Origin of the sequence: Rahnella sp. NRRL B-41462 (genome assembly GCF_003263525.1) — a bacterium.
Taxonomy (GTDB): Bacteria; Pseudomonadota; Gammaproteobacteria; order Enterobacterales; family Enterobacteriaceae; genus Rahnella; species Rahnella aceris.
In genome coordinates, this window is sequence record NZ_JYDF01000052.1 from 1 (window position 1) to 17,197 (window position 17,197).

Consider the following 17,197-nt stretch of genomic DNA (forward strand, 5'->3'; position numbering starts at 1 on the left):
GCATGCGTGTAAACCAGGGGAGTTCGGCATCAAAGGAAGCATAGATTTTGGCAAACTCAGGCAATACTAAAGTCAGCATCAGCAGAGTGACCACGATAGCGATAACGCTAACAATCAGCGGATACCGCAACGCCTTTTTTACTTTGCTTCTTAATTCAGCCTGTTGTTCCTGCTGAGTCGCCAGTTGCAGGCAGCATTTGTCCAGTTGTCCCGTTAGCTCACCAATAGAAATTATCTGTCTGTAAATATCAGGAAATACATCGGGATAATGATTCAGTGTTACCGACAGCGGTTTTCCTTCGCGAACGCCTTTCGCAACATTTGACAGTACACAATGCCACGCGGGTTTCGGGTGCTCGTTGGCCAGCAACGTCAGGCTATTGACCAGCGGTAGCCCGGCTTGTAGCAGCGTTGCAAGTTGCCTGACGAATGCAACACGTTCCTGATTTTTCCAGAAACGTCGTCCCAATCGCTGCTTCATTCTGATTTTCAGCGGTTGCAATCCAGCAGCAAAAAGCTGCTGGTAAATGCCGTTCTTACCCACCTCAATGCAGTGATCTTGCTGAAGGCTTCCCAGAGTGTCGATAGCCTGCCAGTGATATAACCGCCAGGACTGAGGCGCGCCGCCGTCAGTTTTCATGTATCCGCGCCTTCACCGGTAACACGATAAAGTTCTTCAAGTGAGGTGATCCCTTGTTCGACCAGCGCCATACCGGCTTCCTGCAACGTTTTTTGCCCTTGTTCGCGGGCAATCTTACTCAACTCATTGACACTTGCCTCTGCCACCAGCGCCTGTTGTAAACCGGGTGTTATGTTCAGCGTTTCATAAATACCGGTGCGTCCGTAATAGCCCGAAAAGCATTGATGGCATCCTGCAGGTAGCCACAACTGCATGTGCCCGCTGCTGCCATCAGCGCCTTTTTCGACCAGTGATACATGCGGTTTACGGCAATGCGGGCAGAGTTTTCGTACCAGCCGCTGGGCAATAACCAAACGTAAGCTGGCAGCAATATGAAAACCTTCAATCCCCATCTGTCGCAGGCGGGTCAGTGTTTCGCAAGTGGAATTGGTATGCAGTGTTGAGAGCACCAGATGTCCGGTCTGAGCGGCTTTTACCGCGATTTCGGCCGTTTCTTTATCGCGGATCTCTCCGACCATAATCACATCAGGATCCTGACGTAATAACGCACGCAGGACACTGGCAAAACTGAGGTCTGTTTTGCTGTTAATCTGGGTCTGATTGATGCCACTGACCGGGATCTCAATCGGGTCTTCCACGCTGCAAATATTGCGGGAGATGGCATTAAGATGACGAAGACCACTGTAAAGTGTGACCGTTTTTCCGCTGCCTGTCGGGCCGGTGACCAGAATTAGCCCTTGTGGATGTTTAAGCGCAGCTTTGAAATAGTCCAGATCCCGTGGTGTGAAGCCCAGTTGAGGCATAGAGAGATCTTGCTGAGTCATATGCAGAATGCGCAGCACGATCTTTTCGCCGTGTAAGGTCGGCAGAGAAGATACTCTCATGGAATATCTCTGATTTTGCAGCATGACTGAGAGCTGGCCATCTTGGGGTAACCGTCGCTCAGCGACATTCAACTGCCCCATAATCTTTAGTCGTGCGCACACGCCCGCTGCCATCGAAAATTCAGGTCCGGGGACTTCCTGCAATACTCCGTCAATTCGCATACGAACCCGGAAACTGTGCTCGTACGGCTCAAAGTGTATATCTGAAGCCCTGCGGGTGATGGCCTGCCTGAGTATCTGATTGAGAGAATTAATGACCGGCGCATCACTCTGATTATTCAGTTCATTGTTTTCATCGCTTTGCGCGGATGACCACGATTCGTCTGCGGCCGTTTTTTTCTTTATTTCTGAATTTCCTTGCTCCATGACTTGTTCAAGCCGCGTTTGTGGCCAGCGTTCAAGCTGCACTTTTAAGCCGGTGGTAAAGCGCAATACATTACTCAAGGCATCCGTGTCTGCTTCTGTTTCATGGCATGCAACATGAAGAGTCTGGTTGTCGCGATGCAATACAACGGCTTTGTAGCGCTGACACAGTGCTTCAAGTGACGCTTCGCTTTGCAGGCGATCATTATCGGGCGGAGACTCGGGGCGCAGTGGCATATCACTCATTATGGCGCTCCTGTGGTGTCAAACCGAAAAACGCTTTCGCAAGCTTCAACCATCGAAGTATTACTGGCATTGGTGCAGATTCTGCTCCATGTGATACCGCCCGCCTGATTATCCCGGACCGGTGTCATCACAACGCTGAGACCGTCCAGTGCCTGCTGACCTGTCAGTGAAATTACGCCCGCATTAACCTGAATCTGGCTGACATAACGACTGGTAGCTGCCGCCGGAATTCCCTGACTGCCGGCGCTGCAATTCGTCAGCGCCCCCGTATCGATGACGCACAGTTCGACGCCGGTTTTGTAGGGCACCATAGTTTGCAGCATGTCAGTCATGGCTGCTTTCTGGATATAACTCTGGTAAGCGGGTATGCCGATGGCACTCAGGATCGCAATAATCGCGATCACTACCATCAGTTCAATGAGGGTAAATCCTTGTTGCCGTTTCATGGCGTTCTCCGTTTCGTAAGACTGCGTGGTTGTTTCTCAGGCAGCAAACTAAACGGAGAAAAAGCCTGACTCCAGCGCTATTGCTGGCTTTTCCATGACATCTGCCAGGATAAATATGTATGCCAGCAAGGCAGGAAAAACATATGTGCGATGTCTCGCAACAATAAAGATGAAATGAAAAAGGTGATGGTGTTCAGAAAGGGTGAATGCGAGGGTAGTGCGGCAAGATGAAATAGATCGCAAGAATTCGTGTTGCCCCTCGAAAGGAATTCAGGGGCAACAGCGCAGCGATTAGCTGAAGCGCATGGAAAGATCCATGGCCCTGACATGCTTGGTCAGCGCGCCGACAGAAATATAATCCACGCCGGTTTCCGCGAATTCGCGTAGCGTTTTTTCCGTCACGTTACCGGAGACTTCAAGTAGCGCACGGCCTGCGGTGAGGGCAACGCCTTCACGCATCATCGGCACGGTGAAGTTATCCAGCATGATAATGTCAGCACCCGCATCCAGCGCCTGCTGAAGTTCATCCATGGATTCGACTTCTACCTCGACGGGCACGTCGGCGTGGATCCATAAGGCGCGTTCTACGGCGGCTTTTATCGAGCCACAGGCAATGATGTGGTTTTCTTTAATCAGAAATGCATCGGCAAGACCAAGGCGGTGATTGCTTCCGCCACCGCATAACACGGCATATTTCAGTGCCGTACGCAGGCCCGGCAAGGTTTTCCGGGTATCGAGCAACTGAGTTTTTGTGCCCTCGAGGATTTTCACATAGTGATTCACTTCGGTTGCCACACCGGACAGGGTTTGCACGAAGTTAAGAGCGGTGCGCTCACCGGTCAGCAGCATGCGTGCGGAGCCTGAGAGTTCACATAAGGTCTGGTTTTCAGAAACATGGTCGCCGTCTTTGACATGCCATTTGACGGTGATTTTATCGCCTGCCAGTTGGAGAAAGACTTCGTCCAGCCAGCGCTGTCCGCAGAAAATACCGGCTTCGCGGGTAATGATGGTGGCGTTAGCATTTTTGTCTTGCGGCAACAGTTGAGCAGTTAAGTCATTGTTGGCATTGGCTTCGCCCCCAAGATCCTCACCGAGAGCCTGAGTAACAAGAGAAGGAATATCATTCTGGATACGTTCGAGTAACTGTGCGCGGCGACTTTCACGGCTGTAGCTGCGGGTAGACATACAAATACTCCGAAATGGCGGATAAGAAGGACAAAAAAACATGCTACCCTGTTGCTGTGATAAGTACCACCTGAGCACATCATTGAGGTCTTTGATGCACTTAAAACAAGGCTGGATAACAGAAGCCCGGCAGGTCGTTTCCCCTCATTTTGATCTCCGTCCTGAAGATGAAATTCCCTCATTGCTGGTGATCCATAACATCAGTTTGCCGCCTGGAAAATTCGGCGGTCCTTATATTGATCAATTGTTTACCGGTACGCTGAATCCGCAGGATGATCCTTATTTTGAAGGGATCAGTCACTTACGCGTTGCTGCGCATTGTTTAATTCGTCGTGATGGCGAGATTGTGCAATATGTGCCCTTTAACAAACGCGCCTGGCATGCGGGTGTATCCAGCTGGCGGGGGCGTGAGCGCTGTAATGATTTTTCGATTGGTATTGAGCTGGAAGGGACGGATTTTGAGCCTTTTACTGATGCGCAATATCGCAACCTGGTTGCCGTTACTGAGTTGTTAATGAAGCATTATCCCATTAGTCTTGAAGCGATTACCGGACACAGTGATATTGCTCCCGGGCGTAAGACCGATCCCGGCCCTGAATTCGACTGGGCATTTTATCGCAAGCTGTTAGCGCTGCCGGTAGGGCAGAATGACCTTTCTGACCTGTAATTAACCGGTTTTCGGTTTCGTTTTTACGGGTGTGATGTGTTGAGAGAGAGTGACAATCGATGACGTTATTTACTTTGCTCCTGGTGCTGGCTTGGGAACGCTTGTTCAAACTGGGTGAACACTGGCAGTTGGATCATCGGTTTGAGGTGATTTTCCGCCGTGGCCGGCAGGCTTCTCTGGCTAAAACGCTCGTCATTACGATTGTCTGGATGGTGATCATCTGGGCAGTATTGCGCGCAGTGCAGGGGATCTTCTTCGGGGTGCCAACCCTGATTTTGTGGGTGATTCTATGTCTGCTGTGTATTGGCGCTGGCATCAAACGCAAGCATTACCGCGCTTACCTTAAGTCCGCCCGTCAGGGCGATGCTGATGCCTGTAAGGAAATGGCAGAAGAGCTGGCCTTGATCCACGGGTTGCCGACAGATTGCAGCGAAGAAGCCCGGCTGAGAGAGCTGCAAAATGCGCTGCTTTGGATTAACTACCGTTACTATCTCGGGCCGTTGTTCTGGTTCGTGGTTTGTGGGCCTTACGGACCGATAGCGCTGGGCGGTTATGCCGTATTGCGCGGTTACCAGACCTGGCTGGCGCGCCATATGCCGCCGTTGAAACGTTCGCAGTCCGGCGTGGATGCCCTGTTACATATTCTCGACTGGATCCCTGTTCGTCTGGCCGGCGTGGCTTATGCATTGCTTGGTCATGGCGAGAAAGCCTTACCGGCCTGGTTTGCTTCGCTGGGCGATATTCACTCTTCGCAATATCATGTATTAACGCGGCTGGCGCAGTTCTCTCTGGCGCGCGATCCGCATACCGATCCGGTACAGACACCTCGCGCTGCTGTGAGCCTCGCGCGTAAAGTGACGATGATAATCCTGGTGGTTGTAGCGCTGCTGACGATTTACGGCACCTTGATTTAATTCTCTTTTATCATCCGATATTGCATAAAAAAGCCCGGTACATTTTTAGTGTCCGGGCTTTTTGTTTTTTGTCAGTGCTGTTTTTGTAACGTCAGCGGACGGTTATCGGCGGCGGGTTCTCCGAAATCGGGCATGCCATTCTCGTCCCAGCGGAAGGTTTTAATGCGCGTATGCCGGTTCGGGTCGTACAGCGGATCACCCTCAATTTCAGTGTAGTTTCGGGCATGATATACCAGCACGTCTGCGCCCTGTTCGTTGCGCGTGAAGCTGTTATGTCCCGGCCCGAACTGCCGGTTCTGGGCCTGCGTGGTGAATACCGGACGCTGGGATTTATGCCAGCTCACCGGATCCATCAGATTGCTGTTGATGTCTGCAGTGAGGAGGCCGATACAGTAATTTTCGTCGGTGGCGCTGGCGGAATAGGTGATGAAAATTTTATCACCGTGTTTGATCACCGCCGGTCCCTCATTAACCCAAAAACCGATGATTTCCCAGTCCAGCTCCGGCTTGCTGAGCATGACGGGCGGTGATTTCAGCGTCCACGGGTTTTCCATTTCGGCCAGATACAAATTGGAGTTTCCGCGAATTTCCGGGTCTTTCTGCGCCCACAGATAATAGCTTTTGCCCTGATGCTCAAAGTGCGTGGCATCGAGCGAGAAGCTGTCGATCGGCGTCTGGATCCGGCCTTTCTCCTGCCATTTCCCTGTGAGCGGATCCGCCTCTTCACACACCAGCGCATACATTCTGTGCTGGAATAAGCCGTCAACAATCTCCTGTGAGGGGGCGGCCGCGTAATAGATCACCCATTGTCCGTCGATAAAATGCAACTCCGGTGCCCAGATAAGTGCGCTCATCGGGCCGGTATCAGGTTTATGCCAGACAATGGTGGCTGGCGCGTCGGCAAGCCCTGTCAGCGTTGGCGAGCGGCGGATCTCCAGCCGGTCATATTCAGGCACTGATGCGATAAAGTAATAGTTTCCGTCGCTGTGCAGCCAGATATGCGGATCTGCACGTTGCTCAATCAGCGGGTTGGGATAATTACTCATGTTTCAGCTCCTTGCTGGTCAGTGGGACGCTGAGTGCTTCTGCGTCCTGTGCATTTTTCTCGTCGTGATATTCATTCAGCTCGCGGTAATTACGGCGGCGAATCTCCAGATCTGCCTGAATGGTACGCATGGTTTCGCGATCAACTTTCAGTAAGCGTACAACACCGGCAGTGATGAGGTAGCCCACGCCAGGAATGACGGTGAACAACAACATGATGCCGTTGATGGCATGGTCGCTTTGCTGCGTTGCGCTGGCATTGTAGCCATACGCGGAGAGCAGGAAGCCGACCATCGCGCCCGCGACCGCCAGTCCGCATTTCAGGAAGAACAGGTTACCGGAGAAGCTGATGCCGGTAACACGTTTGCCGGTTTTCCATTCGCCGTAATCGTCAACGTCGGCCATCAGCGACCAGTGCAGCGGGGAAGGGAGCTGGTGCATGATGTTGAGGATGAAGTACGCCACCAGAATAAGCGTGGTGGCGTGCGGGTCGAGGAAATAGAATCCGCAGGAGAAAATGGTCAGGATGATATTGGCCCAGAAGAACACTTTCAGTTTGCAGTATTTATCGGTCAGCGGTTTTGCCAGTGCACTGCCGATCATCATGCCCACCACGCCGAGGCTGATAAACATGCTGGCAAAGGATGTGGATTTTTCCATTACCCAGGTGACGTAATACATAGTGGCTGCCATACGGATAAAGCCCGGGCACACGTTGCAGAACGTCAGCAGCAGGATGCGTACCCACTGGTCGTTTTTCCACACATCTTTCAGGTCAGATTTTAAGGCATGTTTTGACGGTACCGCAGGCTGAATACGTTCTTTTACCGAGCTGAAGCAGAACAGGAACATGAACAGCGCGATGATTGCCATCACCCCCATCGACATCTGATAGCCCTTGGCTTTGTCTGCGCCACCGAAAAAGTCGGCCATCGGCAGTAAGGTGGAAGACAGGATCAGCGTCGCGATCCCTACCATAAAGAAGCGGTAAGACTGGCAGGCAACACGCTCATGCGGATCGGCAGTAATGACGCCGCCCAGCGAGCAGTAGGGAATGTTGATGGCGGTGTAAGTCAGGGACATCAGGAAGTAGGTTACAAACGCATAGATAACTTTGCTGTTGTAACTCCATTCTGGTGTGGTGAACATCAGCACACTGAACAGTACGTATGGCACCGAAACCCATAACAAATACGGGCGGAAACGGCCCCAGCGGGTGGTGGTACGGTCAGCAATCGCGCCCATGATCGGGTCGGTGACGGCATCGATAACACGCACTGATAGCAGCAATACGCCAACCAGTGCCGGGGCTAAACCGAAGATATCTGTGTAAAAATAATTAAGAAACAGCATGATGGCGCCGCCAATCATATTGCAGCCCGCATCCCCCATTCCGTACGCCACTTTCTCTTTGAACGACAGTGCGCCTTCCTTCATGGATGTTCTCTCCGGATTGTGGATAAAAGGATTTTGTTAAAAAACTGTTTGTTAGCCCTGAGTATTGGCCGGGGAAGGGAAGAGGGGTCAGGAGGTAAGAGTCATGAAGATGGACATTTTGGTCATACGGGAGGAAATGTGACGTACCTAACAAAGCGCCCCGGTAAGTCTGCACTTAACCGGGGCGCTTTTTCGTTTCAATTTTAAAACGAATACTTAAGCGTTAACGGATTTCCCGCTTTGCTGATTTTTGACCCAGTAACCGATGGCCAGAACTACCAGCCACACCGGGATCAGCCATACGGAGATCGCCATGCCCGGGGTGATAGCCATGATCACCAGAATTGCCGCCATAAACAGCAGGCAGATATAGTTACCCAGCGGATACAGCAGCGCTTTGAACTTAGGTTCCACGCCTTCACGACGTTTCGCCTGACGGAATTTGATGTGCGCCAGGCTGATCATCGCCCAGTTGATCACCAGTGCAGACACCACCAGAGCCATCAGCAGACCAAACGCTTCACCCGGCATCAGGTAGTTAATCAGAACACACAGCGCTGTGGTGGCAGCAGAAACGAGGATAGAAGCCACCGGCACGCCGCGCTTGTCGACGTTGAGCAATGCTTTAGGCGCGTTGCCTTGCTGAGCCAGACCAAACAACATGCGGCTGTTGCAGTAAACACAGCTGTTATAAACCGACAGCGCTGCCGTCAGGATCACCACGTTCAGAGCATTCGCTACCAGTGCATCACCCAGGTCATGGAAGATCAGCACAAACGGGCTGGTATCCGGCCCGACACGGGTCCATGGCATCAGGGAAAGCAGGACGGCAAGTGAGCCCACATAGAAAATCAGAATACGGTAGATAACCTGATTGGTTGCTTTAGGAATGCTGGTTTCCGGATTATCCGCTTCAGCAGCAGTAATCCCGACCAGTTCCAGGCCACCGAAAGAGAACATGATGATCGCCATCATCATCACCAGCCCGGTCATGCCATGGGGCAGGAAACCGCCTTGCTCCCACAGGTTGCGAACTGTTGCCTGAGGGCCTGCCGTGTCGCTGAACAGCAGCCAGCCACCGAACAGAATCATCGCCACCACGGCAACCACTTTGATGATCGCAAACCAGAACTCCATCTCGCCAAACACTTTAACGTTAGTCAGGTTGATAGCGTTGATCAGCACGAAGAAAACCGCAGCAGAAGCCCATGTCGGGATTTCCGGCCACCAGAATTGAATATATTTACCGACGGCAGTCAGTTCGGCCATCGCGACCAGAACGTACAGCACCCAGTAATTCCAGCCGGAAGCAAAACCCGCAAATCCGCCCCAGTATTTATAGGCAAAATGACTGAATGAACCGGCAACCGGTTCTTCAACCACCATTTCACCCAACTGACGCATAATTAAGAATGCGATAAAACCCGCAATGGCATAACCGAGAATAATCCCCGGCCCTGCGGACTGAATGACGGAAGCACTGCCCAGAAACAGCCCTGTACCGACGGCCCCACCTAATGCAATCAACTGGATATGCCGGTTTTTGAGACCGCGCTTCAGCTCATCGCCTTGTTGTTGATCAACCATTTACCTGTCCTCTGTCATTGGGGCAAAACCCATAACATTCTGTGTGTTAGAGAGAATGTAAGGCGATAATTACACTTTTTGTATCTAATTATTTACGGCTGGATTGTGCCTAAAAATCAGGATCATCTACCGTTCGGGCAAGAATAATGTTATGCGGAAAAGTTTGCACGGGGTTTATGCATCATCTGCATAACAAATAGCCAAATTGACTGTAAATTTGTTCAGGATCCATAAAATGTGATCTGAGGCTGGGTAAAAAAGATAAATGATAAAAATTTGTTAAAATGTGCGGGGTCGACGCATTTACTGGGTAGCCATATGGACACAAGGTGAATACTTTGTTACTTTACGGCCACGTTTTTTAAATTGGTATTACCAATTGACTCCGGCAACTTAACAGAGTCGCTACTCGCAGAGAACCGCACATATATGGCTTACAGCAAAATCCGACAGCCTAAGTTATCCGATGTGATCGAGCAGCAACTTGAGTTTCTGATCCTCGAAGGCACCTTGAGACCCGGGGAAAAGCTTCCGCCAGAGCGCGAACTTGCCAAACAGTTTGATGTATCGCGACCTTCTCTCAGAGAGGCAATCCAAAGCCTGGAAGGGAAGGGGCTACTCCTGCGCCGTCAGGGTGGTGGTACTTTCGTACAAAGTAACCTGTGGCAAAGCGTGAGTGATCCGCTGGCTGAGTTACTGGCCGACCATCCTGAATCACAATTCGATCTCCTTGAAACACGACACGCCCTTGAAGGTATCGCTGCGTATTACGCGGCGCTTCGTGGCACAGAGGAAGATCTGCAGCGCATTCGCGATTGTCACGTGGTCATTCAGACCGCACAGGACAGCGGAGATCTGGACGCAGAAGCCGACGCGGTTATGCAGTATCAGGTCGCTGTAACAGAAGCAGCCCATAATGTGGTGCTGCTGCATCTGGTTCGCTGTATGGGGCCGATGCTCGAGAAGAACGTTCGACAGAACTTTGAATTGCTTTACTCACGTCGGGAAATGCTGGCGACGGTAAGCAACCACCGCGCCAGTATTTTCGAGGCGATTGTTGCACGGGAACCAGAAATAGCGCGTGCCGCATCTCACCGTCACCTGGCGTTCATTGAAGAAGTTTTGCTGGATCTCAGCAGGGAACACACCCGGCGGGATCGGTCTTTACGACGGCTCCAGCAACGAAAAGATGAAAGTTAACCATCAGGGTTAATTTTTAGAGCCTTCATTTGAGGGCTCACGGCAACTACATGACGGGCCTGTCTTCGTGCGTTCTCTTAGCGGCGAAGCGCGTTTTAGAAAGAGCGCAGGAAGACAGGCTCCAGATAAACCAACGTATTAGAGACAGATAAGGAAAAGCACCATGTCAGAACGTGTAAATAATGACGTGGATCCGATCGAAACTCGCGACTGGCTACAAGCGATCGAATCGGTCATCCGTGAAGAAGGTGTTGAGCGTGCACAGTTCCTGATCGATCAGGTTCTCAGTGAAGCGCGCAAGGGCGGCGTAAGCGTCGCTGCTGGCGCAGCCAGCCGTAACTACGTCAATACCATCGCTGTTGAAGACGAACCTGAATACCCGGGTAACCTGGAGCTGGAACGTAACATTCGTACTGCTATCCGCTGGAACGCCATCATGACCGTTCTGCGTGCGTCCAAGAAAGACCTGGAACTCGGCGGCCACATGGCTTCCTTCCAGTCTTCTGCGACCGTGTACGAAGTGTGCTTCAACCACTTCTTCCGTGCGCGCAACGAAAAAGACGGCGGCGATCTGGTGTACTTCCAGGGCCACATCTCTCCGGGCGTGTACGCACGTGCTTTCCTTGAAGGCCGTCTGACTGAAGACCAGATGAACAATTTCCGTCAGGAAGTTCACGGTAAAGGTCTGTCGTCTTATCCGCACCCTAAACTGATGCCTGAGTTCTGGCAGTTCCCGACCGTATCCATGGGTCTGGGCCCGATCGGTGCCATCTATCAGGCTAAATTCCTGAAATATCTGGAACACCGTGGTCTGAAAGACACCTCCGCACAGCGCGTTTACGCATTCCTGGGCGACGGTGAAATGGACGAACCAGAATCCAAAGGGGCGATCACCATCGCGACCCGTGAGAAACTGGATAACCTGTGCTTCATCATCAACTGTAACTTGCAGCGTCTTGATGGCCCTGTCACCGGTAACGGCAAAATCATCAACGAACTCGACGGCATCTTTGCAGGCGCTGGCTGGAACGTGATCAAAGTGATCTGGGGCAACCGCTGGGATGAACTGCTGCGTAAAGACACCAGCGGTAAACTGATCCAGCTGATGAACGAAACCGTGGATGGCGACTACCAGACCTTCAAGTCCCGCGACGGTAAATACGTTCGTGACCACTTCTTCGGCAAATACCCTGAAACCGCCGCTCTGGTCAAAGATATGACCGACGACGAAATCTGGGCGCTGAACCGTGGCGGCCATGATCCGAAGAAAGTCTTCGCTGCGCTGAACAAAGCACAGAACACCAAAGGTCAGCCGACCGTTATCCTTGCGCATACCATTAAAGGTTATGGCATGGGCGACGCTGCCGAAGGTAAAAACATTGCTCACCAGGTGAAGAAAATGAACATGGATGGCGTGCGCTATATCCGTGATCGTTTTAGCGTGCCAGTAACCGATGAAAATCTGGAAAAACTGCCGTACATCACGCTGGAAAAAGACTCTGCAGAATACAAATACCTGCATGAGCGTCGCGCTGCGCTGAAAGGCTACCTGCCGACCCGTCTGCCAAACTTCACGCAGAAGCTGGAAATGCCGAAACTGGAAGACTTCTCACAACTGCTGGAAGAGCAGAAGAAAGAGATCTCTACCACTATCGCTTTCGTCCGTGCACTGAACGTGATGCTGAAAAACGACTCCATTAAAGACCGTCTGGTGCCGATCATCGCCGATGAAGCGCGTACATTCGGTATGGAAGGTCTGTTCCGTCAGATTGGTATTTACAGCCCGAACGGCCAGCAGTACACCCCGCAGGACCGTGAGCAGGTTGCTTACTATAAAGAAGACGAGAAAGGTCAGATCCTGCAGGAAGGTATCAACGAACTGGGTGCCGCATCTTCATGGCTGGCCGCAGCAACGTCTTACAGCACCAACGATCTGCCAATGATCCCGTTCTACATCTACTACTCCATGTTCGGTTTCCAGCGTATCGGCGACCTGTGCTGGGCAGCGGGTGACCAACAGGCGCGTGGCTTCCTGATCGGTGGTACGTCAGGTCGTACTACCCTGAACGGCGAAGGTCTGCAGCACGAAGATGGTCACAGCCATATTCAGTCTCTGACTATCCCTAACTGTATTTCTTACGACCCGTCTTACGCGTACGAAGTGGCTGTCATCATGCATGACGGTCTGGTGCGTATGTACGGTGAAGCGCAGGAAAACATTTATTACTACATCACCACGCTGAACGAAAACTACCACATGCCAGCCATGCCGGAAGGCGCGGAAGAAGGCATCCGTAAGGGTATCTACAAGCTGGATACGCTGGAAGGCAGCAAAGGGAAAGTGCAGTTGCTGGGCTCCGGTTCCATCCTGCGTCACGTACGTGAAGCGGCAGAGATCTTGTCCAAAGACTACGGCGTAGGTTCTGACGTTTACAGCGTGACCTCCTTCACTGAACTGGCCCGCGATGGTCAGGACTGTGAGCGCTGGAACATGCTGCACCCGACTGAAACCCCACGCGTTCCGTACATCGCCCAGGTGATGAGCGACGCGCCAGCGGTGGCGTCTACTGACTACATGAAACTGTTTGCTGAACAGGTTCGTACATACGTTCCGGCCAGCGATTATCGCGTTCTGGGTACGGATGGCTTCGGTCGTTCAGACAGCCGCGAAAACCTGCGTCACCACTTCGAAGTGGATGCGTCTTACGTTGTGGTTGCTGCGCTGGGTGAATTGGCTAAACGCGGCGAAATCGAAACGTCTGTAGTGGCTGAAGCCATTAAGAAATTCGATATCAATCCAGAAAAAGTTAACCCGCGTCTGGCATAAGAGGTAAAGACAGATGGCTATTGAAATTAACGTACCGGACATCGGTGCAGATGCAGTGGAAGTCACCGAAATTATGGTGAAGTTGGGCGATAAAGTTGAAGCAGAACAATCGCTGATCACCGTAGAAGGCGATAAAGCTTCTATGGAAGTGCCTTCTCCACAAGCTGGCGTGGTCAAAGAAATTAAAGTTGCGGTCGGCGATACCGTCGAAACCGGCAAACTGATCATGATCTTTGACGCCGCTGACGGTGCTGCTGATGCAGCACCTGCGAAACAGGAAGCCAAAGCAGAAGAGAAACCTGCTGCTGCTGCTGCTGCTGCCGCACCTGCTTCCAGCGAAAGCAAAGAAGTGAACGTACCTGATATCGGTGGCGACGAAGTTGAAGTCACTGAAATCATGGTGAAAGTGGGCGATACAGTAGAAGCGGAACAATCGCTGATCACCGTAGAAGGCGACAAAGCCTCTATGGAAGTCCCTGCGCCGTTCGCGGGCAAAGTGAAAGAAATCAAAATCGCTGCGGGCGACAAAGTCAGCACCGGTTCCCTGATCATGGTCTTCGAAGTGGCAGGTTCTGGTGCAGCCGCACCGGCCGCAGCAGCAGAAACCCAATCAGACGCGGCACCTGCTGCACCGGCTCAGTCCGGCAGCAAAGAAGTGAACGTGCCTGATATCGGTGGCGACGAAGTTGAAGTCACTGAAATCATGGTGAAAGTGGGCGACAAAATCAGTGCAGAACAGTCACTGATTACCGTTGAAGGCGACAAAGCCTCAATGGAAGTCCCGGCTCCGTTCGCGGGTACCGTGAAAGAAATCAAAATTGCTGCGGGCGACAAAGTCAGCACCGGCTCTCTGATCATGGTCTTCGAAGTAGAAGGCGCTGCGCCTGCTGCTCCGGCGGCTAAGAAAGAAGAAGCGGCTGCCCCGGCGAAACAGGAACAAAAAGCCGCTGCTCCTGCTGTTAAAGCAGAAAGCAAAGGCGAATTCGCAGAGAACGATGCTTACGTTCACGCCACGCCGGTTATCCGCCGTCTGGCCCGTGAATTCGGCGTTAACCTGGCGAAAGTCAAAGGCACTGGCCGTAAAGGTCGCATCCTGCGTGAAGACGTACAGACTTACGTGAAAGACGCGGTCAAACGTGCTGAAGCCGCGCCGGCAGCAGCAACGGGTGGCGGTCTGCCGGGCATGTTGCCTTGGCCGAAAGTGGACTTCAGCAAGTTCGGTGAGATTGAAGAAGTTGAACTGGGCCGTATCCAGAAAATCTCTGGTGCGAACCTGAGCCGTAACTGGGTGATGATCCCGCACGTTACGCACTTCGACAAAACTGATATCACTGAGCTGGAAGCGTTCCGTAAACAGCAGAACGATGAAGCCGCTAAACGCAAACTGGACGTGAAATTCACCCCGGTGGTCTTCATCATGAAAGCCGTTGCCGCTGCCCTTGAGCAGATGCCACGCTTCAACAGTTCCCTGTCCGAAGATGGTCAGAAACTGACGCTGAAAAAATACATCAACATCGGTGTGGCGGTTGATACGCCAAACGGTCTGGTTGTTCCGGTCTTCAAAGACGTGAACAAGAAAGGCATCGCCGAGTTGTCCCGTGAGCTGATGGCTATCTCCAAGAAAGCCCGTGACGGTAAGCTGACTGCTGGCGAAATGCAGGGCGGTTGCTTCACTATCTCCAGCCTCGGGGGTATCGGGACGACCCACTTCGCGCCAATCGTTAATGCGCCGGAAGTGGCTATCCTCGGTGTTTCCAAGTCTGCCATTGAGCCAGTCTGGAACGGCAAAGAGTTCACACCGCGTCTGATGATGCCAATGTCGCTCTCCTTCGACCACCGTGTCATTGACGGTGCCGATGGTGCGCGCTTCATCACCATCATCAACAACGTGTTGTCAGACATTCGCCGCCTGGTGATGTAAGTGAAAAGCCGGCCAGACGGCCGGCTTTTTTCTGATAATCTCTTCATGCTGTTTGAGATTTTCCAGGGCAAAGCACAAATCGGATGCCGTTTGTTGTTTCAAATTTGTTAACAATTTTGTAAACTGCGGGCGGATAGAACGACCCGGTGGATGATGGGCGTTACGATATAAAATGACGTCAGACCCGCCGGACATAAATTAAGAGGTCATGATGAGTACTGAAATTAAAACTCAGGTCGTGGTACTTGGGGCGGGTCCTGCGGGCTATTCTGCTGCTTTCCGTTGCGCTGATTTAGGTCTTGAAACTGTTCTGGTTGAACGTTATTCCACGCTTGGCGGCGTGTGTCTGAACGTTGGCTGTATCCCTTCTAAAGCTCTGCTGCACGTCGCGAAAGTGATCTCTGAGGCAAAAGCACTGGCTGAACACGGTATTGTTTTCGGTGAGCCGAAAACGGACATCGATAAAGTCCGCGTCTGGAAAGAAAAAGTCATCAACCAGCTGACCGGCGGTCTGTCCGGTATGGCGAAAGGCCGTAAAGTCAAAGTCGTTAACGGCTTGGGCAAATTTACTGGCGCGAATACTCTGGTTGTTGAAGGCGAAAATGGTCCGACGACCATCACTTTCGACAATGCGATCATTGCGGCGGGTTCCCGTCCAATCAAACTGCCATTCATTCCACATGATGACCCGCGTGTCTGGGATTCTACTGATGCACTGGAGCTGAAAAGCGTCCCTGAGCGTCTGCTGGTCATGGGCGGCGGCATTATCGGTCTGGAAATGGGCACCGTTTATCACGCGCTGGGTTCTCAGATTGACGTGGTAGAAATGTTTGATCAGGTGATCCCTGCGGCTGATAAAGACGTGGTGAAAGTCTTCACCAAGAAAATCAGCAAGCAATTCAATCTGATGCTGGAAACCAAAGTGACAGCCGTAGAAGCCAAAGAAGATGGCATTTACGTCACGATGGAAGGCAAAAAAGCCCCTGCTGAACCACAGCGTTATGACGCCGTGCTGGTGGCTATCGGTCGCGTGCCTAACGGTAAACTGCTGGAAGCGGGCGCTGCAGGCATTGAAGTGGACGACCGTGGTTTCATCCACGTCGACAAACAAATGCGCACCAACGTGCCACACATCTTTGCTATCGGCGATATCGTCGGTCAGCCAATGCTGGCGCACAAAGGTGTTCACGAAGGCCACGTAGCTGCCGAAGTTATCTCCGGCAAGAAACACTACTTCGATCCGAAAGTCATTCCATCCATTGCCTACACTGAGCCAGAAGTTGCCTGGGTGGGTCTGACTGAGAAAGAAGCGAAAGAAAAAGGCATCAGCTACGAAACCGCCACCTTCCCGTGGGCAGCTTCCGGCCGTGCTATCGCTTCCGACTGCGCAGACGGCATGACCAAACTGATCTTCGACAAAGAATCTCACCGTGTTATCGGTGGTGCGATTGTCGGCACCAACGGCGGCGAGCTGCTGGGCGAAATCGGTCTGGCGATCGAAATGGGTTGTGATGCAGAAGATATCGCGCTGACCATCCATGCTCACCCGACTCTGCACGAGTCCGTGGGTCTGGCAGCAGAAATCTACGAAGGCAGCATTACCGACCTGCCAAACCCGAAAGCGAAGAAAAAGTAATTTTCTCCTTTGCTGATAAACGCCTCTCCGGAGGCGTTTTTTTTTGCCTGATATTAGGTGCTAGTTATTTATATATCAAATAGGTTGTTAATGATAAATATAAATTGAATATGTTTAATGCGTTGATTGTTTAATATTTGGTGTCTGATTGCTTTATTCGTGAGCTTGGTAGCATTTTATTTTAAATTCAATGTTAAAAC

General features: G+C 51.9%; 13 protein-coding genes. 6 read left to right on the forward strand and 7 right to left on the reverse strand.

The window, feature by feature from the left end:
• The 4 genes from UC14_RS13630 to nadC form a co-directional block, all read right to left on the reverse strand.
• The coding region (locus UC14_RS13630; protein ID WP_198670071.1) for a type II secretion system F family protein at window positions 1-640 on the reverse strand (640 nt) is incomplete at its 3' end.
• The gene (gene gspE / locus UC14_RS13635; RefSeq protein WP_013576994.1) at window positions 637-2,133 is read right to left on the reverse strand and encodes a type II secretion system protein GspE; all 1,497 of its coding nucleotides are present in this window, start codon (window positions 2,131-2,133) and stop codon (window positions 637-639) included. The genes gspE and UC14_RS13630, both read right to left, overlap by 4 nt.
• Window positions 2,133-2,579 (reverse strand): prepilin peptidase-dependent pilin, encoded by a 447-nt coding sequence (ppdD, locus tag UC14_RS13640; protein WP_013576993.1) that lies wholly within the window; start codon window positions 2,577-2,579, stop codon window positions 2,133-2,135. The genes gspE and ppdD overlap by 1 nt, the downstream gene beginning before the upstream one ends.
• A 291-nt stretch (window positions 2,580-2,870) precedes the next feature.
• A complete protein-coding gene (nadC, locus tag UC14_RS13645) occupies window positions 2,871-3,764 on the reverse strand; it encodes a carboxylating nicotinate-nucleotide diphosphorylase (RefSeq protein ID WP_013576992.1) in 894 nt (297 codons plus the stop codon).
• Between the two features lie 94 nt (window positions 3,765-3,858).
• Here nadC and ampD point away from each other — a divergent pair, with 94 nt between their 5' ends.
• Window positions 3,859-4,431: a 1,6-anhydro-N-acetylmuramyl-L-alanine amidase AmpD gene (ampD, locus tag UC14_RS13650; protein ID WP_015690461.1), complete on the forward strand. Its 573-nt coding sequence runs from the start codon at window positions 3,859-3,861 to the stop codon at window positions 4,429-4,431.
• Window positions 4,432-4,490: 59 nt separating this feature from the next.
• Window positions 4,491-5,345: a beta-lactamase regulator AmpE gene (gene ampE, locus UC14_RS13655; protein ID WP_112150985.1), complete on the forward strand. Its 855-nt coding sequence runs from the start codon at window positions 4,491-4,493 to the stop codon at window positions 5,343-5,345.
• A gap of 71 nt (window positions 5,346-5,416) precedes the next feature.
• Here the strand turns inward: ampE and UC14_RS13660 are convergent, their stop codons facing one another.
• The 3 genes from UC14_RS13660 to aroP all read right to left on the reverse strand — a co-directional run bounded on the left by UC14_RS13660 (window position 5,417) and on the right by aroP (window position 9,413).
• A complete protein-coding gene (locus UC14_RS13660; protein ID WP_013576989.1) occupies window positions 5,417-6,391 on the reverse strand; it encodes a family 43 glycosylhydrolase in 975 nt (324 codons plus the stop codon).
• Window positions 6,384-7,826, reverse strand: a complete 1,443-nt coding sequence (locus tag UC14_RS13665; RefSeq protein ID WP_013576988.1) for a glycoside-pentoside-hexuronide (GPH):cation symporter — start codon at window positions 7,824-7,826, stop codon at window positions 6,384-6,386. The genes UC14_RS13660 and UC14_RS13665 overlap by 8 nt, the downstream gene beginning before the upstream one ends.
• A gap of 216 nt (window positions 7,827-8,042) precedes the next feature.
• The gene (aroP, locus tag UC14_RS13670; protein WP_015690460.1) at window positions 8,043-9,413 is read right to left on the reverse strand and encodes an aromatic amino acid transporter AroP; all 1,371 of its coding nucleotides are present in this window, start codon (window positions 9,411-9,413) and stop codon (window positions 8,043-8,045) included.
• Between the two features lie 429 nt (window positions 9,414-9,842).
• Here aroP and pdhR point away from each other — a divergent pair, with 429 nt between their 5' ends.
• The 4 genes from pdhR to lpdA all read left to right on the forward strand — a co-directional run bounded on the left by pdhR (window position 9,843) and on the right by lpdA (window position 16,997).
• A complete protein-coding gene (pdhR, locus tag UC14_RS13675; protein ID WP_013576986.1) occupies window positions 9,843-10,613 on the forward strand; it encodes a pyruvate dehydrogenase complex transcriptional repressor PdhR in 771 nt (256 codons plus the stop codon).
• Between the two features lie 163 nt (window positions 10,614-10,776).
• Window positions 10,777-13,440, forward strand: a complete 2,664-nt coding sequence (gene aceE / locus UC14_RS13680; RefSeq protein ID WP_013576985.1) for a pyruvate dehydrogenase (acetyl-transferring), homodimeric type — start codon at window positions 10,777-10,779, stop codon at window positions 13,438-13,440.
• A 13-nt stretch (window positions 13,441-13,453) separates the two neighbouring features.
• Window positions 13,454-15,361 carry a pyruvate dehydrogenase complex dihydrolipoyllysine-residue acetyltransferase gene (aceF, locus tag UC14_RS13685; RefSeq protein ID WP_112197880.1) on the forward strand — a complete coding sequence of 636 codons (1,908 nt, stop codon included), beginning with the start codon at window positions 13,454-13,456 and terminating at the stop codon, window positions 15,359-15,361.
• A 211-nt stretch (window positions 15,362-15,572) separates the two neighbouring features.
• Entirely contained in the window at window positions 15,573-16,997 is a 1,425-nt protein-coding gene (lpdA, locus tag UC14_RS13695) for a dihydrolipoyl dehydrogenase (RefSeq protein WP_013576983.1), read from the forward strand.
• Window positions 16,998-17,197 lie beyond the last annotated feature (200 nt).

Bases quoted from the DNA above. Each gene is read 5' to 3' on its own strand.
- aceE (WP_013576985.1), top strand. From the start codon at position 10,777: ATGTCAGAACGTGTAAATAATGACGTGGATCCGATCGAAACTCGCGAC.
- UC14_RS13660 (WP_013576989.1), bottom strand. From the start codon at position 6,391: ATGAGTAATTATCCCAACCCGCTGATTGAGCAACGTGCAGATCCGCAT.
- nadC (WP_013576992.1), bottom strand. From the start codon at position 3,764: ATGTCTACCCGCAGCTACAGCCGTGAAAGTCGCCGCGCACAGTTACTC.
- gspE (WP_013576994.1), bottom strand. From the start codon at position 2,133: ATGAGTGATATGCCACTGCGCCCCGAGTCTCCGCCCGATAATGATCGC.
- ampD (WP_015690461.1), top strand. From the start codon at position 3,859: ATGCACTTAAAACAAGGCTGGATAACAGAAGCCCGGCAGGTCGTTTCC.
- aceF (WP_112197880.1), top strand. From the start codon at position 13,454: ATGGCTATTGAAATTAACGTACCGGACATCGGTGCAGATGCAGTGGAA.
- pdhR (WP_013576986.1), top strand. From the start codon at position 9,843: ATGGCTTACAGCAAAATCCGACAGCCTAAGTTATCCGATGTGATCGAG.
- ampE (WP_112150985.1), top strand. From the start codon at position 4,491: ATGACGTTATTTACTTTGCTCCTGGTGCTGGCTTGGGAACGCTTGTTC.
- aroP (WP_015690460.1), bottom strand. From the start codon at position 9,413: ATGGTTGATCAACAACAAGGCGATGAGCTGAAGCGCGGTCTCAAAAAC.
- ppdD (WP_013576993.1), bottom strand. From the start codon at position 2,579: ATGAAACGGCAACAAGGATTTACCCTCATTGAACTGATGGTAGTGATC.
- lpdA (WP_013576983.1), top strand. From the start codon at position 15,573: ATGAGTACTGAAATTAAAACTCAGGTCGTGGTACTTGGGGCGGGTCCT.
- UC14_RS13665 (WP_013576988.1), bottom strand. From the start codon at position 7,826: ATGAAGGAAGGCGCACTGTCGTTCAAAGAGAAAGTGGCGTACGGAATG.